Annotated in this window: 18 protein-coding genes; 8 read left to right on the top strand and 10 right to left on the bottom strand. The window is 59.0% G+C overall.

Going from position 1 to position 20,621, the window contains the following annotated elements:
* Positions 1 to 45: 45 nt before the first annotated feature.
* From GOB90_RS15345 to GOB90_RS15330, 4 genes are read left to right on the top strand one after another with little or no spacing between them, the layout of a single operon-like run.
* Positions 46 to 696, top strand: a complete 651-nt coding sequence (locus tag GOB90_RS15345) for a cation transporter (RefSeq protein ID WP_010516881.1) — start codon at positions 46 to 48, stop codon at positions 694 to 696.
* Positions 689 to 2,131 carry a TolC family protein gene (locus GOB90_RS15340; protein WP_019088956.1) on the top strand — a complete coding sequence of 481 codons (1,443 nt, stop codon included), beginning with the start codon at positions 689 to 691 and terminating at the stop codon, positions 2,129 to 2,131. The genes GOB90_RS15345 and GOB90_RS15340 overlap by 8 nt, the downstream gene beginning before the upstream one ends.
* The gene (locus GOB90_RS15335) at positions 2,128 to 3,162 is read left to right on the top strand and encodes an efflux RND transporter periplasmic adaptor subunit (RefSeq protein WP_146891046.1); all 1,035 of its coding nucleotides are present in this window, start codon (positions 2,128 to 2,130) and stop codon (positions 3,160 to 3,162) included. The genes GOB90_RS15340 and GOB90_RS15335 overlap by 4 nt, the downstream gene beginning before the upstream one ends.
* Entirely contained in the window at positions 3,162 to 6,296 is a 3,135-nt protein-coding gene (locus GOB90_RS15330) for an efflux RND transporter permease subunit (RefSeq protein ID WP_019092215.1), read from the top strand. Before GOB90_RS15335 ends, GOB90_RS15330 begins: the two co-directional genes overlap by 1 nt.
* A 26-nt stretch (positions 6,297 to 6,322) precedes the next feature.
* On the opposite strand, the gene GOB90_RS15325 is transcribed toward GOB90_RS15330, so the two are convergent.
* From GOB90_RS15325 to ahcY, 4 genes are all read right to left on the bottom strand, one after another.
* Positions 6,323 to 6,535 (bottom strand): hypothetical protein, encoded by a 213-nt coding sequence (locus tag GOB90_RS15325; protein WP_003618805.1) that lies wholly within the window; start codon positions 6,533 to 6,535, stop codon positions 6,323 to 6,325.
* Positions 6,536 to 6,772: 237 nt separating this feature from the next.
* Positions 6,773 to 9,547, bottom strand: coding sequence for a hypothetical protein (locus tag GOB90_RS15320; RefSeq protein WP_146891043.1), 2,775 nt, complete (start codon positions 9,545 to 9,547; stop codon positions 6,773 to 6,775).
* Positions 9,548 to 9,778: 231 nt separating this feature from the next.
* Positions 9,779 to 10,186, bottom strand: coding sequence for a DUF3597 domain-containing protein (locus GOB90_RS15315; RefSeq protein ID WP_146891040.1), 408 nt, complete (start codon positions 10,184 to 10,186; stop codon positions 9,779 to 9,781).
* 73 nt (positions 10,187 to 10,259) lie between these two features.
* Positions 10,260 to 11,558, bottom strand: coding sequence for an adenosylhomocysteinase (gene ahcY, locus GOB90_RS15310; RefSeq protein WP_146891037.1), 1,299 nt, complete (start codon positions 11,556 to 11,558; stop codon positions 10,260 to 10,262).
* A gap of 156 nt (positions 11,559 to 11,714) precedes the next feature.
* Between ahcY and GOB90_RS15305 the strand changes: the two genes are divergently transcribed.
* Positions 11,715 to 11,939 (top strand): hypothetical protein, encoded by a 225-nt coding sequence (locus GOB90_RS15305; protein WP_146891034.1) that lies wholly within the window; start codon positions 11,715 to 11,717, stop codon positions 11,937 to 11,939.
* Positions 11,936 to 12,724, top strand: a complete 789-nt coding sequence (locus tag GOB90_RS15300; RefSeq protein WP_146891031.1) for a helix-turn-helix transcriptional regulator — start codon at positions 11,936 to 11,938, stop codon at positions 12,722 to 12,724. Before GOB90_RS15305 ends, GOB90_RS15300 begins: the two co-directional genes overlap by 4 nt.
* A 10-nt stretch (positions 12,725 to 12,734) precedes the next feature.
* Here GOB90_RS15300 and aroA read toward each other — a convergent pair whose 3' ends face one another.
* On the bottom strand, positions 12,735 to 14,126 hold the full coding sequence (aroA, locus tag GOB90_RS15295; RefSeq protein WP_242012088.1) for a 3-phosphoshikimate 1-carboxyvinyltransferase: 1,392 nt from the start codon (positions 14,124 to 14,126) through the stop codon (positions 12,735 to 12,737).
* 175 nt (positions 14,127 to 14,301) lie between these two features.
* On the opposite strand from aroA, the gene GOB90_RS15290 reads away from it, so the two are divergent.
* Together GOB90_RS15290 and GOB90_RS15285 are read left to right on the top strand one after the other, a co-directional pair.
* Complete coding sequence (locus tag GOB90_RS15290; RefSeq protein ID WP_242012087.1) at positions 14,302 to 14,499, top strand: type II toxin-antitoxin system VapC family toxin; 198 nt, start codon at positions 14,302 to 14,304, stop codon at positions 14,497 to 14,499.
* Positions 14,500 to 14,692: 193 nt separating this feature from the next.
* Entirely contained in the window at positions 14,693 to 15,334 is a 642-nt protein-coding gene (locus GOB90_RS15285; RefSeq protein ID WP_146891028.1) for an SCO family protein, read from the top strand.
* A gap of 5 nt (positions 15,335 to 15,339) precedes the next feature.
* Here GOB90_RS15285 and GOB90_RS15280 read toward each other — a convergent pair whose 3' ends face one another.
* The 5 genes from GOB90_RS15280 to GOB90_RS15260 all read right to left on the bottom strand — a co-directional run.
* Positions 15,340 to 16,695 (bottom strand): PepSY-associated TM helix domain-containing protein, encoded by a 1,356-nt coding sequence (locus tag GOB90_RS15280; RefSeq protein WP_173572131.1) that lies wholly within the window; start codon positions 16,693 to 16,695, stop codon positions 15,340 to 15,342.
* A gap of 11 nt (positions 16,696 to 16,706) precedes the next feature.
* Complete coding sequence (locus GOB90_RS15275) at positions 16,707 to 19,049, bottom strand: TonB-dependent receptor family protein (RefSeq protein WP_146891021.1); 2,343 nt, start codon at positions 19,047 to 19,049, stop codon at positions 16,707 to 16,709.
* 71 nt (positions 19,050 to 19,120) lie between these two features.
* Positions 19,121 to 19,513: a hypothetical protein gene (locus GOB90_RS15270; RefSeq protein WP_146891018.1), complete on the bottom strand. Its 393-nt coding sequence runs from the start codon at positions 19,511 to 19,513 to the stop codon at positions 19,121 to 19,123.
* A gap of 239 nt (positions 19,514 to 19,752) precedes the next feature.
* Positions 19,753 to 19,923: a winged helix-turn-helix transcriptional regulator gene (locus GOB90_RS15265; RefSeq protein WP_242012091.1), complete on the bottom strand. Its 171-nt coding sequence runs from the start codon at positions 19,921 to 19,923 to the stop codon at positions 19,753 to 19,755.
* A 193-nt stretch (positions 19,924 to 20,116) separates the two neighbouring features.
* On the bottom strand, positions 20,117 to 20,621 hold a 505-nt coding region (locus GOB90_RS15260), incomplete at its 5' end, for a transposase (RefSeq protein ID WP_173572129.1).

The following is a 20,621-nucleotide window of genomic DNA, read 5'->3' as shown; positions in this document are numbered from 1 at the left end:
CAGGGAGCATACATTAAAACAGATGATTCGTCAGGGAGGCGCTGGATGGCAGGAGGATGCTGTGGTGGATGCACAGATACGCCGCTACCAATCAATAAATCATGGCGGAGAGCGCTCCTGATCGCGCTTTTTCTCAATGCCAGCATGTTTGCCGTTGAAGCTGGGGCTGGCGTGTCGGTTGGATCTGCATCCGTACAGGCGGACGCGATTGATTTCCTTGGCGACAGCGCCAACTACGCAATAAGCCTCAGTGTTGCCGGAATGGCATTGCGATGGCGAGCTGGCGCGGCCTTTCTGAAAGGCCTGACCCTGTTCATGGCTGGGCTATGGGTAATGGCCAATGCTGGGTGGATAGTAATGAACAGCAACCATCCGCCTCACCCAGACGCAATGGGCGGCATTGGTCTGCTTGCCCTCGCGGTCAATCTGGCCTGTGCCCTCATATTATGGACACACCGGAAAGGTGATGCCAACCGCCGTTCTGTATGGATCTGCTCTCGTAATGATGCGATCGGAAATGTTGCCGTTGTGCTGGCAGCTCTGGGCGTGTTTGGCACTCGTTCTGCGTGGCCGGATATTGCGGTAGCTGCCATCCTTGCGATGCTTGGTATTAGTGGAGGTGTGCAGATTATGCGACAATCGAGAGTAGAACTAACAGATAACAAATCAGATATATCACGACATATCAATGTATAAATCATATAATACTCTAGAATATATTAAGCAGGTAAGGAGACGCACACGCTATAATGCGGCATTCATTCTCCTGATTTTTCCCCTGCTCTGTGGCTGTACAAATAGTGATCACTCAAATATTTCGCCGGAATCAGATGTCCAGAAATTTTCCAGCCGTCAATTTACGGATGCCGGATTGCAAGAATTCATTACAAAAGTTCTCGGACCAAACGTATCGAGTCAGGAAAACGCATGGGGCATCACTCGCCTGACGCTTGCTACCTTGTATTTTCATCCCGATATCCTTGTAGCTAAAGCTGAACTGGAAACGGCTCGCGCTGGAATCAAGACAGCCGGTCAACTGCCCAATCCCAGTTTCACGGTGCTGGGTGGCCCATCGGCTCATTACGTCGGCTACGGCGCGTCAATACTGATCGAATTTTTCGGCAGGCGTTATCACCGTATCAAAGAAGCCAGATATCGGGCTGCCGTCGCGCAATGGGAAGTCATCAATACTGCATGGAAACTACGCAGCGACACGCGGTCTGCTCTTCTCGGCGTCTGGGCTGTATCCGGGCGCCTCAAGCTTGTGGAAGAGACTGCGGCAGCTAAACGCGAACTCTTTACCCTGGAACAGGCACGTTTTGATCAGGGGCGAGCATCCGCTCTCGAAATATCGCAGGTACGGACGGAAATGATCCATGCCGAGTTGTCTGTCAGTGATCTGCGGCGCGAGTATGCCGTCCGTAAGGCAGCTCTGGCAGGAGCAATCGGGGTTCCTGCCGAAGCACTTGATTCCATTGCTCTTGATACAAAAGCATTTGATGTCTGTCCCGACCTCATGGAATACCGCGATTCACAGGACATGAGATACCAAGCCGTAATGCAACGCGCGGATCTGCGGGAACTTCTTGCGTCTTATGACGCCGCCCGACAGGCTCTACGGGTCGAAGTTTCCCGACGCTATCCCGATGTCACCATCAGTCCCGCCTATAACTGGGATATTTCAAATCGCTTTGAGGTAAATCCCTCTCTGCAAATTCCGATTTTCAATCAGAACGAAGGCCCCATAGCTGAAGCTGTTGGGCAGGAGCATGAGGCGGCGGCTCGTCTCCGGCGTGCAGAGAACACGGTGTTTAAGTCCATCTCGCAGGCTACGGCCAATTACCGCGGCACGACATCAATTCTGCTACAGGCGGATGAACTTGCCAAAACCGTACGGGTAAGGCTGAACCAGATGCAGCACCGCCTTCAGTCAGGCGCAATCGACCGACCAACGATGGTTATGACTCATATAGAGCAGATTCAAGCAGAGACCGCTCTTCTTGAAGCAGAAATTCAGCAACGGCAAGCCATAGGTCAGATCGAAGATGGCATGCAGCAGCCCATTTTTGATCACACCAGTGCCGCGCAGGTTTCCGGCCTGCTTGAAAATAACCAAAGGAACTCACCATGAAAGCGAGGGCCTTCTGGCTGCCTCTTGTAGGTCTTTCTGTCTTCCTAGTTCTAAACGTGGCGGACATTGCTGTTGCAGATGATGATGATCCACCAGTTTCGGTTCTTGGCGCAGAGGCGACCGTGACGGTCTCCCCGGAAGCAGTTACGAAGAGTGGCATCGCTTCTGCACGACCCAGCATCGTGCCTTGGAGAAAGTTGGTTCCCGCCTATGGTTACGTTCTGAACGCAACACAACTTATCACTCTTGTTAGTGATTATGCTGACATGAAAGCGCGGCTGGAGAGCATGCAGGCACAGCAGACGCTTGCCCGTGCGAAACTCGATCGTGACAAAGGACTGTATCGCGACCGGCAGAATATCTCTCAGGAACAATTCCAGGAGACAACAGCCAGATTTCAGTCCAACTCAGCTATGGTAAAAGCAGAACAGGTCCGGGTGAATAACGCACTTAATATTATCAGACAGCAATTTGGTTCGGTCATATCTGACGCTACCGAAAAAAATACAATTTTCATTACACAGTTACTTCAACAACAAGTGGTCTTGGTCAAGGTGACCCTTCCACCAGATACGGATCTACCAACCCCACCAAGTCAGGCGGATGTGACCGATTATGGAAACACGGGTGGACACGGGACAATGCTCCACTATTTGTCTCCTGTAACCATGACCGATCCTGCTATTCAGGGGCGTAGCTTTTTCTATTTTGCGTCGGCTGAAAGTCAGCTTGTCGCGGGCATGAATGTTTCCGTTCTCCTGCCTACCGAAGAGGAACGTCCCGGTATCCGGATACCTGCATCAGCTATTATCTGGCTGCAAGGTAAGTCGTGGATATACCGTGATAACGGACACGGAAAATTTACACGCCTACCCCTTACGACCGACGTGCCGGACCGAGAAGGTGGCTACCTGATCCAAGATACTCCAGGACAAATCACACACGAAACGCAAATCGTCGTAGAGCGTACGCAATTACTTCTGTCTGAAGAATTCCGAGCTCAGCTTGAATCAGGAGACGATGACGACTGATGACGGGACGTTCTTTCAGCCTTCAGGCAGCTATTATCGGGTTTTCGATCCGCTTCCGGGGCGTGGTTATCGCAACCGCATGTCTGTTGTTCTTCTATGGCCTGTATGGCTTGAGACATGCCAGCTATGATGTGTTTCCGGAATTCATTCCGCCACGGGTCACGATCCAGACCGAAGCCGCTGGTTTTACGCCGGAACAGGTCGAAACATTGGTTAGTCGCCCAATGGAAATTGCCCTGACCGGCCTCCCGGGTATTCAGCGCGTGCAATCGACTTCGATTCAGGGACTGTCAGTCGTCAACGTCCTGTTTGCGACATCGACCGATATTTATCGCGCCCGGCAACTGGTCGGGGAACAAATGAATGTTGTTGCACAGCAATTGCCAGCCGGTGTTCATGCTCCGACTATGACGCCACTGACCTCATCCGCCGGTCTGGTACTGGTGATTGGTCTGACGTCGGAACAACAGTCCCTCATGCAGTTGCGCACGCTTACTGACTGGTCATTAAGGCCGCGTCTGCTGGCGTTGCCTGGTGTGGCTGGAGTCAGTGTGTTTGGCGGGGAGCGTCGGTCACTCCAGATACAGGTACATCCAGACCAACTCATCTTGCATCATATCGGACTTGATGACGTCCTTGCGGCTGCCCAGGAAGCAACTGGCATACAGGGGGCCGGCTTTATTGATACCCCGAACCAAAGAGTCGTTCTTCAGTCTGACGGTCAGGCCCTGACGCCAGAAAGTCTGGCCCGCACTGTGATTGTCCGCTCTGATAATGGTGCTGTCACACTGGGCAGTATTGCCACTGTAACTGAAGCCCCTATTCCCGCCTTCGGCGCGGCCAGTATCGAGGGAAAAACAGGCATTGTGGTTAATATATGGGAACAGTACGGTGCCAATACGATGGCTGTGACCCGGGAAATCGAGGCGGCACTTACCGATTTCCGCCCGCAATTGCAGGGACAGGGGATTACATTGCATGCTGACCTGTTCCGACCCGCCAATTTCATTACGACCGCATTGGGGAATGCCACACGAGCATTGCTTCTGGGCGGTTTTCTGGTGGTTGCCGTAATCTTTCTTTTCCTTTTTGACCTGCGAACCGCTGCAATCTGTTGCGCCACCATACCTTTGGCTATTCTGATAGCCCTGTCGTTGCTGGAGACACTCGGGGTTACTTTGAATGCCATGACCCTGGGGGGGCTTGCTATCGCCATCGGCGAGGTCGTGGATGACGCCGTGATCGGGGTCGAAAATGTTACACGCCGATTGCGTGAAAACCGGCTTCTGGTCCAGCCCGCATCTACAGCGCGCGTCGTACTCGATGCATGCGTTGAAGTCCGCAGTGCAGTGGTTTACGCGACCTTTGCTGTCATTATCGTTTTCTTGCCTGTCATCGCCCTTCCCGGACTTTCGGGACGACTGTTTGCTCCACTGGCAACAGCTTATGTTCTTGCGGTCATGGCTTCTCTTGCCGCTGCTGTAACCGTTGTACCTGCACTCTGCGCATGGCTCTTGGCGACGCCTGGAGAAACCCGGAGAGAGCCCCCCCTGGCAGGATGGACCGCCAGAGCTTATGAACGTCTTCTGGCCAGATTAATGCGCCATCCCCGATTTGTTATAGGCGGGATGATCCTGACCACCTTGATAGGGTTTGCGGCCCTTCCATTCCTTGAAAGCGATTTCATTCCTGATTTCAAGGAAGGTCACCTTATCATTCATATGACGGCTGCTCCGGGGACTTCCCTGGAACAGTCTCTGAAATTAGGTAGACAGGTTACAGAAAAACTTCGTCAGCTTCCCGAAATCCGTTCGGTTGCTCAGAGAGTCGGACGCGCCTCGCTGGATGAGGACACGTATGGACCACATACCAGCGAGTTTGAGGTTGATTTGAATCAGGTGGATGGGAAGGCTTCCCGACAGATTGATGCCCGCGTTCGCAAAGCGCTTGACGGGTTCGTTGGGGCCAGTTTTTCTGTCAGTAGTTTTTTGACGATGCGCGTAAACGAAACCCTTTCTGGTTCGTCTTCGGCTGTGGCAATCAATATTATTGGCGATGATCTGGATGTATTGGATATCCAGGCAAATAATATTGTCCGCATGTTGCATCAGATACATGGCGCAACAGATGTCCGGATAGAAGCACCCCCTGGTGTTCCGGAACTTGCTATTCGGCTACGCCCTGCTGATCTGGAGCGCTGGGGGCTTCGGTCGGCGGATGTACTCCGATCCATCCATACAGCCTGGCAGGGTGAAACCGTGGGGCAGATATACGAGCGTTCTGCGGCTTTTAATGTTATGGTTCGTCTTGATGACGCAAGTCGTAATGATGTTGCGTCTGTCGGCTTCCTGCCACTGCATACTGTTCACGGAAACTACGTACCACTCCGCGCTGTCGCAGACATATATGAGACGAACGGTCGCTATCAGGTGTCACATCTGGGAGCACAGAGAACACAGACTGTCACCGCAAATGTTACAGGACGATCAGCTCAATCTTTCGTTCAGGACGCACGCACGGCTATAGCAAAAAATATCAAACTGCCTCTTGGAACCTACGTTCAGTTTACATCCGCAGCGGAAGCTGAATCACAATCACGCAAGGAACTGTTTATAAATTCCGGGCTCGCTGCCATAGCGGTCATGATTCTGCTCTCAATAATCACACAAGGATGGCGCAATCTCGCTCTGATACTCGTCAATCTTCCCTTCGCATTTGTCGGCGGCATTCTGGCAATCATTGTTTCCGGCACAACGCTAACTCTTGGGGCAACAGTCGGCTTCGTTACTCTATTCGGGATTACGCTTCGGAATTCGGTGATGATGATTTCGCATTTTGAGACTTTGGTCGAGCGGGAACATCTCACATGGGGAGTAACAACAGCGCTCCGGGGGGCCAGAGACCGCGTCGTCCCCGTACTCATGACATCGCTCGTTACGGCGCTTGGACTGGCGCCTCTGGCTGTTGATATGAATGCGCCTGGGCGGGAAATCGAAGGACCTATGGCAGCTGTCATTCTTGGAGGGCTCATGACATCAATGATACTTAACCTGTTTGTTTTGCCTATTCTTGCTGTCAAATTTGGTAGTTTTTCTGAAAACGAAACGGGAGTTCCGGAAACCTTGTTCAAGTGACAGGTATGGGCCACTGCTGCACAGAACTACTTGAAGATTATGTCCGATATGCCAATAGAACCCAGAATGAAAACTGCTTCCGTATCACGCTCGGCCACCATTCGGTCTGGCTCGACCTTCTGGTTGGGTTCGGAATTGCCTTCATGAATCTTGACGCTGTCCAGAAAATCTGGATTGCCGCCCGCACCGAACATCATCGTGTCAAGGCCGAAAACCGAAAGCATCGTTGCCCGATCCAAATGATTTATACTCCCTGCCCAGTGGCTTCGGGCGTGTCTTGCTACGGCCAACCTAAGCGCCTGTATTCTTGCTGGTTATTTCCCATAACGATCACCCCACTCTCGGCTCCAAGTGATAGCGGGGGACTGCGCGGACTATGTCCGTTATGCGAAAGGCGAGCCAACCCACTTTTATGTCCGACATGAAGCGAGAGAGGCCATTGCCGGGGGCGGGGTTGCGCCGCTATGGCGGGGGTCTTAATTGCCTGTACGGGCTCTGCGTTTTCTGAAAACATTCCGGTTCTGTCTGGCTGTTCCCACGATGAGGATGAGGAGGCCGGTTGCGAACAGGGTTTCGATCAGTCCGATGTGTCTGGGGGCGTAGGAGAAGACGACGGAGGCGTGGCCCTGCGGAAGGGGGATGGTCTGTTGCAGGCCGTCGGGGGCGGTGCCGGCGAGGTGGCGGGTTCCGTTGACGGTTGCGGTCCAGTCGGGGAAGGACAGTTCGTTACGGGTCAGGATGGAGGGGTTGGGGCAGTCGGCGGTGAGTTCTGTGCGGCTGGCGGGGTGGAGGGTGCAGCCGGGGGCGGTAAAATAGCTGGTGGCGTCGGGGAGTTTTTCGATGACGAAGTGTTTGTCTTCGTACACGCGCTGTATGCCGTCTTCCGGCAGGTCGAATTCGACGGTGATGAGCGGCAGGGACTGAGGGGCGCCTGTGGTGGCGTCGTGGATATGCCACAGCCAGAGGAGTGCGGGGCGGGTGACTTCGGTGGCCGAGACGCGCCAGATCAGGTCGGTTTCGTCCGGGGCGAGGCTGAGCGGGGTTGGGAGGGTAAGCCAGGTCAGCCGGTTATCGGCGGCGTTTGCCAGCGGGCTGTCAGTCTGTGTGCAGAGGGTGCGGCTGCACAGGGCGATGTGGAGCGTGCCGCGGGCGGCGTTCAGATATGTGCTGAGAAGGACGCCGACTCTTCGGATTGTTGTACCGCGCAGGCGGGCTGAGATCAGGTGACCTTCGACGGGGTTATCGGTGAGGGGCTGGCCGGTGCGGTCGTCGCCGGTGATGGGTGTGGCTATATGGTCGCGCCGGATGGTCATGCCCTGGGCGTGGATGACGTATCCGACATTATGGGCTTCGAGCCAGGCGAAGGCGGAGCGGACGGACAGCATCCGGTTCGGATTTTTCCAGTCGTCGCCTGACGTGTTGTCGGGGCTGCCCGTGCAGAAGCGACCGATTTTCCAGGGATCGAATGTCGTATGTTCGTAGCCGGGGCAGACGTTATGGTCGAGGGCGTCGGCGAAGCGGGCCGGCAGGGGCAGGTAATTGTAGTTGATTGCAGGGATGCCGTAGAACGCGCCGTAGTTCGGGGTCAGGCCATTCAGGCTGAGGACGCGATGTTCGGTGGTCAGGGATTTCAGCGCGGCGATGGCGGGGAGGTCGGGGCTTCCGGGGCGGACGCCGCAGAGGGTCGGGATGAAGAAGAGGACGGCCGCGTTGGTGAGGAGCAGGCCGGTGGCGAGCCCGGGTCTGGCCCGGCGCAGGGTGGCGGCGAGGGTGACGCAGAGGATCAGGGTCCAGGCGACGGAGAGGCACGGGTACCAGACATAACCCGGATGGGGGAGCAGCATCCGGACGATTTCGCGGGCCTGAAAGAGGGCGATGCCGCTGAAGGTTGTCACGACGGCCAGGGCGGCCAGAAGGATCGGGCGGGGGACGGGGCCGAGTTTGCGCAGGTCCTGCACGGCGAGGGCGGCGAGCAGGCTGAGGGCGAACCACCAGCCCGGCGAGATATAGACATAGAACATGGTCTGCCGGATGCCGGGGATCAGGTCGAGCGCGCGGCTGACGGGGACGACGCCAAGTGCTTTCAGACCGGTGATGACGCAGTATCCGAGGAGGACGTAGCGCAGGCCGGGCCAGAGCGTGCGGTCATGGCTGCGGGCGGCGGCGCGGGTTCGCATGACGGCGATCAGGGCGGCGAAGAGCAGGGCGATGTCACAGTAACCGCCGGTATGCCACCAGATATCAATGAGTTTCGGGGAGGTGCCGAAGATTGCGTAGAGTGGCGGGCCGAGAAGGTAAGGGAAGAACAGCAGGGCGGCGTTGGGCCGCAGCATGTGGGCGTCGTGAAAATTCTGGTTCTGGCCGACATAGGACAGAGGGAGTGCTTCGGCGAAGGGAATCCAGGCGGGGGCGCTGAGGGCGAGGCCGAGCAGGCCGCCGCCGATGATGTGCAGAGCGGCGGTTTTCCAGGCGCGTCCGGTGGTGCTGACGCGCCAGATGGCGATGAGCAGGACGAGCAGGCCGTTCATGTAGGCGGTTTCCGGGAAACCGGCGACGATTGATCCGGCGACAGCGAGGCCGGTGAGTGCCCACCCGGTCAGTAACCGGCCGGTCAGCAACTGGCCGGTGAGAGCCTGGCCGCTCGGCATCTGGCTGGTCAGCGCCTGGTCTTCAGGGCTGTTTTTTTCCGCTGTGGCGCAGCAGCGCATCACGCCCCACACGAACAGGGGCAGGAAGGGGAGCGGCATGATCGGGCCGTGGGCGAACCAGGCGAGGGTGCCACTGAATTCGTCGAGCACGGCGGCGAGGGTGGCGGCGAGCAGTGTAAGTCGCATTTCGCGGGCGAGGCCGAACATGGCGAGGCCGGTGGCGATCTGGACCGAGATCTTCAGGTATAGCAGGCCGTTTTTGAAAATAAGGAGCAGGATGAAGGGCAGGAACAGGGCTGAGTTCTGCATTTCGGCGGCGAGTGGCATGCCCATGCCGGAATAGCTGTCCCACCAGGGGATATGGCCTGAGAGCCATTGCCGTGCGGCGCGTGTGCCGAGGGCCTCCGTGGTGGCGCCGGCGTTTGCATCGACCCAGCCGGGACTACCGTCGAGCAGGCTGGTGTTGTCCTCGCCGAACCGCATGAAGATGTGCAGCGGGTCGGGGGAGAGAATGTTCAGCAGGCCGGCGACATGGACCAGGACGGGCAGCAGGACGATCAGACAGAGAGCGGCGCAGCGGGCGCGTCGGTATGTGAGCGGCATTTTCAGCCATATTCCTGCGTGGCGGCGAGCGGGACGCCCGGTTCCGGCATCGTGTGATTGGATGTCGTGTCGGCTGACCATGGGCCGGCCGGTCATGGCCTGAATGGCGGGTGCCCGGATGTGCCTGGCGCCGTGACGGGAAAACAGGACGGGCGGGGCCGGGACTGTGCGCCCTGCCCCGCCCGTCTGTTCCGGAAGCACGCGCCGGGGCGTGTTTCCGGGGAGAGAGCCTTACAGGCTGGCCGGGATTTTGCCGCCGTTTTCCGCCAGTTTCTGACGCACTTCCTTAATCAGCCACACATTCATCGTGGCTGAGTCGTTCTGATCGCCTGTATAGTGCAGTTCGGTTGCGAGCTGCTTGCGGGCGTCCAGGGAGCTGTCGAGGTTCAGCAGCTTCAGGAGGTCAACGATGGACTCCTTCCAGTTGAGCTGCTGGCCGGATTTAGCGGCCAGGCCGGACAGGATGGCGTCCACGTCCACCGGGGCGGCGACCGGAGCCGATGGCGGCGTGGCGGCGGCGGGCGCTGTGATGCCGGCGGGCTTTCCGTCAGCGGCGGCGGCTGAGGACACTTCGGCCGAAGGGGGGGCGGCGCTGGCGTGACCGAAGATCGCGGAAACGATTTTTCCGAAAATGCTCATAAAAAACTCTTTCCTTTCTGATTTCAGAACCGGCCAGGCGGCCTGCCGTGAAGCAGGATCGCCTGTGGATCACTCAGTAGCGGTATTCTTCATGCTTGAAGGGACCGCTGACCGGCACACCGATATAATCGGCCTGCGTCTTACTAAGTTTCGTCAGTTGCGCGCCGACCTTCGCGAGATGCAGGGCTGCCACCTTTTCATCGAGCTTCTTCGGCAGCGTGTAGACTTTCGCTTCGTACTGACCGGGCTTCGCCGTCCAGAGCTCGATCTGGGCGAGGGTCTGGTTGGTGAAGGAGGCGGACATGACGAAGGACGGGTGGCCCGTGGCGTTGCCCAGGTTCACCAGGCGGCCTTCGGACAGAAGGATCAGGCGCTTGCCGTCGGGGAACACGACCTCGTCGACCTGCGGCTTGACGTTATCCCATTTGAAATTCCGCAGGGCGCCGATCTGAATTTCGGAATCGAAGTGTCCGATATTGCAGACGATGGCGCGGTGCTTCATCTCGCGCATATGGTCGACGGTGATGACGTCAACATTGCCTGTGCAGGTAACGAAGATGTCGCCGCGCGGGGCGCCTTCTTCCATGGTGACGACTTCGTAGCCTTCCATTGCGGCCTGGAGGGCACAGATAGGATCGGCTTCGGTGACGAGGACGCGGCAGCCGGCGTTACGCAGCGAGGCGGCCGAGCCTTTGCCGACATCGCCGTAGCCCGCGACGACGGCGACCTTGCCGGCCATCATCACGTCCGTGCCGCGACGGATGGCGTCTACCAGGCTTTCGCGGCAACCGTACAGGTTGTCGAATTTCGACTTCGTGACGCTGTCGTTGACGTTGATGGCCGGAACCTTCAGCTCGCCTTTTTTCTGCATCTCCCAGAGGCGATGCACGCCTGTCGTCGTTTCTTCGGACAGGCCTTTCACGTCGTTGAGCATGGCGGGATATTTGTCGTGCATCAGCACAGTCAGATCGCCGCCGTCATCCAGGATCATGTTCGGGGTCCAGCCGTCCGGTCCTTTGACGGTCTGCTCGATGCACCACCAGAACTCATCCTCGCTCAGGCCTTTCCAGGCGAAGACGGGGATACCGGCGGCGGCGATCGCGGCGGCGGCCTGGTCCTGGGTGGAGAAGATGTTGCAGGACGACCAGCGCACGGTGGCGCCGAGCGCGATCAGGGTTTCGATCAGCACGGCGGTCTGGATGGTCATGTGCAGGCAGCCGGCGATACGCGCGCCTTTCAGCGGCTGGCTGGCACCGTATTCCTCGCGCAGCGCCATCAGGCCAGGCATCTCGCCTTCGGCGATCGAGATCTCCTTGCGACCCCAGTCGGCGAGTGAGATGTCTTTAACCTTGTAGTCGTTGCTCGTGCTCATCTTTGCCCCGTTTCAGAAAGAAGGTGGCTCTCTATACAGGCTGTGCCGTATCCAGGCCACCCGGCATGCTGCGGCGGGCGGCGGGTGGTGTGACTTTCCCTTTCTTTCACAGGCGGCGTGGTTGCGCCGCGACACAGGAATCGCGACATTTCTCTTATGTGGAACGAACCTTATCTTGAGAGCTGCTGCCGTTCGGCGCTGCATCGTCTGTGTCTGTCGGGGACAGGGGGGCGGCCCCGGGGGTTGCGGGACGAGCCCTGTCTGGCACGGCTGGAGCGGAAGGGGTTTGCGTGTCTTTCCGCCGATGATCGTTATCGCGTCACGCGGGAGGGGGAGGGCCGCCACGGCACGGAGGTTCTTGGCGGGAAGAGGAAGGCGTGACCGGTCCGGTGACGTCCGGTGACGCGCCTGACTCCCGTTACCGGCGGCGGGCTGGTGCCATGTGGGACATGATCGATCTGATGGCGGCTGAGCGGGGGCTTTCCGTGTCCGGTCTGGCGCGTGCGGCGGGGCTCGATCCGACGGCGCTCAATCCGTCAAAGCGGCGGACGGCGGACGGTCGGATGCGGTTGCCGCGCATGGAGACGCTTCTGCATCTTCTCGACGCGGCGGGGGTATCTTTCAGTGATTTTGCCGGACTGACGGAGGGGCTTACCGGGGGGAAGAAAGCCGGGGCCATTCTGCGGCGGCCTGTATCGGCGCCCGCGGCAGAAGCGGGCGGGGCGCTCCTTCGGGTGATCAGGTTTTCGCGTCTCGGGCTGCCGGATCTGTTTGACCGGGCGTTCCTGCCGACGGGGCGGGTGGCGGACCGGCAATGGGGGGAAATCCGTTCGCCCGTCACGCTGACCGGGCCGCATGATTATGCCATCCGTCTCGACAGCGATGCGTTCGAGCCGGTGTTCCGGCGGGGCTGTCTGCTCATTGTGTCGCCGGACGTGCCGGTTCGGGAGGGGGATCGGATTCTGCTTCATGCGCCGGAGCGGTCCGGCGCGCCCGGTCAGGCATTTCCGCCGCCGGTTCTGGCGGTAATGGCGGACCGGACGGTAACGGACCGGGGCGTCGGGGAGCGGATGGTCAGGCCGCTGGTAGCGGGCGCTGAGGCGGTTGTGCTTCCGCCGCATGACGATCGGGTAGTGGCGCAGCGGATTACGGCGACGACGCTCTGAGTGCCGGGGGTCAGGCCGCCGTGTCGGGGGTGATGGTCACGCCGAGGCTTCTGAGCGCGTCCCAGTAACCAGGGTAGGTTTTTCCGACGCAGTCCGGGTCGAGGATGGTGAGGCCGCCGATGCGCAGGCCGGCCAGGGCGAAGGACATGGCGATGCGGTGATCGGCCCAGGTTTCGATCCTGGCGGGCAGGGTCTGGCCGGCGAGTGCGGGATCGCCGGTGACGATGAGGTCGTCGCCGTCTTCCCGGGCGAGGCCGGGGCGGATGCGGTTGAGTTCGGTGCGGACGGCGGCGATGCGGTCACATTCCTTGACGCGGAGGTTGCGGATGCCGGTGAAGCGGACGGGGGTTGTGTTGAAGGCGGCGAGGACGGCGAGGGTCGGGACGGCGTCCTGCATCTGCGAGCCGTTGATTTCCGGTGACATATGCGGAAACTTTGAGATTTCCGCAAAGGCTTTCGCATCCGGCTGCGAGAAGGCGGTCGGGGCCAGGCCGATATCGATGTCACCGCCGGTCAGCGCGGCGGCGGCCCAGAAATAGGTTGCGGCGGAGGCATCCGGTTCGATCCGCAGGTCGGTGGCTTTGTAACCGGAGGGCTGCACGCGCCAGCTCATCGGGCCGTCCTGCTCCACGGAGGCCCCGAAGGCGCGCATGGCCGTGACGGTGAGATCGACATAGCCGCGCGCGTCGAGGCCGGTTCCCTGGAGCGACACGGCGACGGGGGCATCGGCCTTTCCGGCGACCATCAGGACGGCGGAGACGTACTGGCTGGACAGGCCGGCGTCGATGGCGACCTGGCCTCCGGCGAGGTGGCCGGTGCCCCGCACTGTCACGGGAGGGCAGCCTGTCGGGGCGGAGGCGTCCACGCCGAGCGCGCTCAGGGCTTTGAGCAGCGGGGCGACGGGGCGTTTCCGCATATGCTGGTCGCCGTCCAGCACGACCGGGCCGGGGACGCAGGCGGCGGCGGCGGTCAGGAAGCGGACGGCGGTGCCGGCGTTGCCGAGAAAAAGCGGCGCGGGCGGGATGGCGAGGGTGCCGTTTCCTGTGACCACGAAGCTGGTTGCGGTCGGTTCGTCGATGTTTACGCCCATCTGGCGCAGGGCGGTGGCCATGTGGCCGGTGTCGTCGCTTTTCAGGGCGCCTGTGAGGTGGCTGGTGCCGTCGGCCAGGGCGGCGAGCAGCAGGGCGCGGTTGGTGATGGACTTCGAACCCGGGAGGCTGACGGTGCCACGGAGCGGCTGTGTCGGCGGTGTGATGCGGAGTGCGGGAACGGCGGCCATTTGGAACCCTCTGCCCTGTTCTGGTGGAGTGACGGGATCTAGAGCAGATTGGGGGCGGAGGGAAATGGGTGTGGGTGTGCGGGCGGGATTTAACTGATCCGGTCCGGTGATGATTACATACATGGTGTGTATTTGACGTGGAGTTCGTGATGCCAGTTCGCACGAACTCTGTGCCTGTCAAACCGGTCCCGGGGCGGGCGTCTGCCCAAAGCGGCCGCTCTGGACGGTCATCTGGAAGAGGTTGTGAGTAGTCCTGATGGTGTGCTCCGGCTGATGCTCCCGGGATGATTTTTTTGGCTTGGACGATGCTGAGGGGCTCTGCATCTCTGATGTCGTACTCTATGAATTTCTTTACGGAGCCGAAAAATCCCGGGAGCCTGCAAAGATCCGCCGGGAGGCAGAGCACTTCGCGGCCCGTCCTGTCGTTTTACCGTTCGACGATGAGGCGGCTGTGCATACGGCGGAAATCAGAGCGGTTCCGGAGAGTCGGGGGTAACGGGCTTACTGTGGTGACGGGGAGTCTGCGGGAGTTCACGGGAGTGGACGGGTTGCGGTCCGAGGACTGAATGGGGTGTCAGGCCGGGGAAGCGGACTGTCGGCTTTGTACCGAAAAGAGCGTTTAGCGGATATTGAGTTTGCGTCAGCTGGTGCCTGATGCGGATCCGGGCGGAGTTTGGTATGCTTCATCTATGAAGTATGGGCCTGGTGGTAAAAAGACGCAGAGTCGAAGCGCCGATGCCCTGGCGGGGCACAGCCGGAAGGCCATTTTTCTGATTGCCGGCGTTGCGCTGGTTTTGCTGACCGGGGCGACCGGGTTGCGAACGCTCCTGATGTCGCAGCATCGCAGCGCGGTTGGCGGGCCCTATGCGCTGATCGACGGGCACGGTCACCCGGTCAGTCAGGCTGATTTTCGGGGTCGCTATACGCTCATTTATTTTGGCTACACGCATTGCATCGATGTCTGTCCGCTGACGCTTGCGACCGTTTCCGCCGCTCTGGCGGAACCTGAAGCCAGAGGCCAGGCTGTCATTCCTGTCTTCGTTTCGGTTGATCCCGCGCGTGATACGCCGAAGGTTGTGCAGGACTATGTGGCGAACTTTTCGCCACGGATCGTGGGTCTGACGGGGACAGAGGCGCAGCTTCAGCCGGTGATGAGCGCGTTTCACGTTACGGCTCGACGACATATCGACACCGGGAGCGGTTATCTCGTTGACCATAGTTCTCTGCTGTATCTGATGGACGGTCGGAACCATCTGGTCGGGATGATTCCGGTTGATTCGAACGCACATCAGATAGCTGTCGAACTTGGGCGGATGTTGCCGAAATCCTGAGTTGCCTACCCTGTTTTCTTACGGAAAAGCTGTCCGGCCGCAGCCAGCAGAAGCAAAGAGAGACCCAGTTCCGGCAAAAGGATGGCCAGAAGGGCCAGAACACCCACTCCGACGAGGCCGGCCCGCTGTGAGGACAGCGGCGGCGGCGCACCGGGCAGCCCTTCCGGCTTCCGCCGCACCCAGAGGAATGTCGCGGCACAGCTCATCAGCAGCAGCCCGAGCGCAACAAGCAGATTGAGTATCTGGTTCGCCCAGCCGAAAAGATGTCCCTCATGCGCGGCGACACCATACCCGATGAGACGATCGACAACGCCTTTCTCTGCAAAGCCGGTGCGCGAGACAACGTGACCGTCCGCAGCAACCTCCACGCTTTCCCGTAAAGGTCTGTTCTGTGTATCGGACCGGACCGTCCAGTGGTGGTATTTGCCGGGAGGCGTAATCAATACAGGTGCGGGAAGAGACAGTGTGGCTGCTGTCCGGACGACCCTGTCCAGACCGGTCAGATTGATCTGATCAGACGATGGTGACGGATCGTCAGCCATATCCATTCCTGGCATATCCATGCTGTTTCCGTTCATGACATTTGACGGAGACGGCATCCGATGCCCGGCTATCGTTTCCCGGGCCGGGACAGCACCGATCTCCCAGTCTTTCACGGATGTCAGATGTCCCGCAGTGTTCTCGACAGACTGCAACGCATGTCCCCAGACATAGGACCATGGAAGACCTGAAATCAGGAACAGTGTCAGAATCAGGGAAACCCAGACGCCTGTCACGGCGTGGAGATCACGCCAGCGCGCCCGTCCGGTCAGGCCGAAGCGCGGATACAGCACCCCGGCGAGGCCACGGCGGTCACGCGGCCACCAGAGCCAGAGACCTGTCACCACGAGGACGATCGTCCAGGACGCCACCATTTCCATGATGACCGAGCCGAAATTTCCGAGCAGAAGCTGGCCGTGCAGTTTGAAGACCAGTCGTTCAAATCGCTGTTCTTCCGCGACGGTTTTCAGGATTGCGTGTGAGTTTCTGTCAACATACACGCGGATGGCCTCGCCGTCCGGCCGGCTGACGAGGATGCGGGCCGCGCTCTGTGGCGTTTGCGGCAGTTCGTAGGCGAGAAAAGTGCTGCCTGGCACATGCGTCAGCGCCGCGTCGACGTCCCGCACGGGGGATGAGGATGTGACTAAAGGCAGGTGATCGTAGTTCCGGTCGATCAGGTTATCGATCTGAGGTTTGAACAGATAAATACTTCCTGTCAGGGACAGGAGCGCCACGAAAGGCAGGCAGAACAGGCCGGCGAAGAAATGCCATCGCCAGACCGTGCGGCGATCCGGCCATAATCCTGAAAAACGGTTATTCATATGGGTGTTCCTCATAGCCGTATCCGCACGCCGCCGAAATACGCCCGTGGTGAACCGGCATAGATGGAACCTGTGCTGTTCATCAGGGTGCTGGCGGTTGCCTGTCGTCCGCTGGCCTGCAGGCTGTCGCTGATATTTGTGGCGCCGGCGATGTAAGTCTGGTTCGCCACGTTCTGCACTTCAAAATACCAGTGCAGCCGATGTACCCAGCCGAGCCGGGCGGGCGGGTTGTAGTGCACTTCGAGATTCAGCAATGCGTATCCGGGGGCTTTCAGGAGACTGGCGTTATCCAGCCAGTAAGAATCCCGCCAGGTGACTTCCGCGTATCCGCCGAGACCTTCCAGGTGGCCATCGGGCTGGTCATAGAGAAAGCGGGCATTGAGGAAGTTCGGAATAACACCGGGAATATAATTCCCTTTGCGACTGAAGCTGCGTGAGATCGTACTGTTTGAAAGGACCTCGGTGTAGTTGGTATAGATCTGATTATCGTAGGTATAACTGAGTTTTACCCGTGCGCCAGGAAGTGTTTTGGGAAGGGGTTTCCAGTCCGCGCCCAGGACGATGCCCCGATGCTGTGAGGCCGGGGCATTGAAGGTATAGGAACCTACCGTGTTGACGCCGGCAGACTGGCTGACGAGTTCGTTGCTGTAGAATTCGTAAAAACCCGTGGTCTGGATATTGATATCGGGCGTCGGATGCCATTCCGCTCCGAGATCGACGCCCACGCTCGTCTCGCTTTTCAGGTGTGTATTGTTTCCGTACTGTCCTTGTGGCGTAATGAAAAAATTCGAATACGAGGGCGTTCCGTATGCGGTGCCGACGCGCGTGTGCAGCGTCCAGGCTTTCGAGGGCGTGTAGATCAGAGCGCCTTCCGGGGCGAGGTTGAAGTAGAAGCGGTTGGCTGTGACGTATTGTCTGGCGGTGCCCGACGCGGAGTAGCTGTAGAGCGTTTCGGTAGCGCCGATATCGGAATATGTGCCTCCGAGGCCGACGACCACGTGCCAGTCGGGGGCGAAGTGCCAGTCCTCCTGAAAGCGGGCGCCGAGATTCCATTGGTGCCCGTAGGAGTCCGAGTTCATCGCGCCCCGGGTCGCGCCGCCGAGCGGCATGATGTTGTAGGTCTGGTATCCGTAATCGAGATAATCGAAGCTGACGCCGCCGAATGTTTCCAGGGGGGCTCCGCCGATCCGGGCCTGGTTCGTAACGTCGCTGCTGACGTTATAGGAATTGTAAGGTCCGACGAAGGACGTTGTGGAAGTGGGCTGGTCGACATGGCGCTGATCGTAAGTGAACTGGTTGCGCCAGGTCGTGTGGCTGTTGAAATCATGCTCATGGCGCAGGCCGACAATGGTGCGGCGATCGAAGCGGCCCAGCCCGGCAGCCTGGGGGCTCGTGGCTTCTTTTGTGCCGTAGCGGCCATTCACCAGCAGACTGACGGAAGCGCAGCCTGCCGCCGCACTGGCTGCATTGTAACAGCCCTGCTGATAAGGGTTTGCACGATACTGGCTCAGTGACAGACGCACCGGCAGGAAGGCGTCCGTCACGTTGTTCACGAATTTCAGGATGATGCGGTCGGAGGACGTGAGACTGACGCGGAGCCGGACGTTCTCCGTTGACGTATTATAGTTGCTGTTGGCAATGAAGCCGTTGCCCCGGACGTCGCTGGCGAAGACCATGAGATCGTAACGCTGGTTGCCAAGTCCGAGGGTCGCGTAATTGTTAAACATTCCGAAGCTGCCGAAATCCGAGCCGAGTTCGAGGCCGTGGATGTCGGCGCCTTTGCGGGTCCGGAAATTGATGGCGCCGTTGATGGCGTAGTTCCCGTAGACAGTGGAAGCCGGTCCTTCGAACACATCCACGCCCTCATAGGCGTGCGGATCGATCAGATCGGCCCTGGCGGTTCCATCCGGCTGGGTCATGGGGAACCCGTCTTCCAGAACCTGAAGGTTTTTCAGGCCGTAGGACTGACGGTCTCCCGAACCGCGCACCGAGACAATGGTATCGCGGGGGCCGTTGCCCTGGGCGAAGCTGACACCGGGAATGGTCGCGACCATGTCGGCAACGGTCTGACCGACCTGATTGCCGAAGCTGCTGCGGTCTGAGCTGTAGGTCGTCTGACCGGCCGGATGGATGGTCGCCGGCGCGCGGCTGGTGCCGGCGACGAGGATTATTTCGGTTTTCGCAGGATATGTGGCCTTTGATGCCAGGACGGGAGGCTTGCGCCGGCCTGTCACGGGAGCCGTTGCTGCTGCGTCCTGGCCGGAGGCCGCGCAGGCGGTGGCAGTGCAGAAAAAGACGATAGCGCCGACCGTCCAGCCGGAAGAACGGCGGGCGGCGCGATATAAACGGGGCATGAGTCTGAACCTGAATGGACAGCATGAAGAGCCCGTGTGCTTTTGCACGCGGGCGGCTCTTTAAGATCAGGTCAGACGGGTGGTGGCCCTTGCGGGCAGAGCGATGTGCGCTCCGGCGCGGGGGGACCGCGGATCGGAGGGAAGTTCCAGACCCGGTGAATGCTGACACCGGCCAGCCCTCCAAAAATGCAGAGCGCTATGGTCGGCTGAAAAAGCTCCAGACCGTCAGATAACAAAAAGCCATCATCCTGAGGATCAGTCGAATGGTGATGCGGTCGATTCGGGTCGGACAGTGGAACCTTGTCGTCGCAGAGAATACTCAGTCTGGTGAGGTCTTTGGCGGGGTCGTCAAAGACCGACATGGGGAACACGATCCCCCCGAAGGTCAGGCGTGCGAGCACGGCGAGCGCCACCAATGGCCAGAAGACCATCAGGTGTGTCGGACTGTGCGGGCGAGTGTGCATGAACGACTGCTACTCCAGCCTCATCCGGCTCGCCAACTGATATGTTCTTCCGGCCGGCTGAAGTTCAGGACGGGAAACGCATGTCCGGTTTTCGGGACGTCGATTTTTTCTCCCGGTGTCTGACATGAAGCGTAAGCAGTACGTCCGCTTAGCGCGTGACAAGCAGACAGGCTGCTTACGCCTCATACCAAATACTCCCTGGCCATTTTCGGTCTCCGAAAGCGGACGTTACATTATGCTCAGTGAGCAGGTTCTGATTCTGACGCCCTGGCCGCACGTCTCAGATCTGCCCAGTCCAGAAGACCCATGAAGACCGGGCCAAGTGCTTTCCCGATGTCCGTGAGGCCATATTCGATTTTGGGCGGGACCTGCGCGTGAACCGTGCGAAAAATGACCTTTTCCTGCTCCAGAGCGCGAAGTTACTGGATGAGCATTTTTTGCGAGATGTCCGGTATGGCTCTCTGCAGATGGAGGGATCGAAGAACCGTTGATTGAATTTCTTGCGGCCTGATTTCTGGCTCAGCGGAGGATGATGCATGGTTCTTGGGGAGGCGTTTTCGCTCTGCTTTTGCTGCAGAATTGTGGTTGTCCTCCCCAGGAGCACTATACTGTTGCGCTGACCCTTTTGAGGAAAAGAAAGCGGCGCATGTTGTAGACGATGTTGGCCAGGCCGATCCTGGTGGTAGCCCGTTCGATCCCGACGGTGCGGATGAACAGTCCCGTCTGCGACTTCTGATCGGCAAAGACAGGCTCGACGCGGGAGCGGATAACCGATTTTCCTGCATTCGATCTCCGGATGTGTCGGGGCATGGGTTTGAGATGCGGTTTTTTGCGATGAACTTTCGAGACGAAGCCCTGCTTGTCCATGAAGAGTTCATTGGCCTTCGACCGACAGGCTGTATCGGCCCAGACATCGGACGCCGTATTGCTGCGATCAAGCAGTCCTTCTCTCAATCTCGCGCCATCACTGGCGGCTGCATCGGTCGCCTTCCACTTCCGGATAAGCCTGAACTTCCGTTCGATGAAAACATGGGATTTGTAACCAAAGAACGGGATGGCAAGATCTGTTGCGGGTATGATCCCATCCTCCTGCCGCCTCGCCTTCGTG

Source organism: Acetobacter oeni (genome assembly GCF_011516825.1).
In the GTDB taxonomy this organism is placed as follows: Bacteria; Pseudomonadota; Alphaproteobacteria; order Acetobacterales; family Acetobacteraceae; genus Acetobacter; species Acetobacter oeni.
The sequence above is the reverse complement of the archived record's forward strand: the minus strand, read 5'-3'. Positions and strand labels throughout refer to the sequence as shown.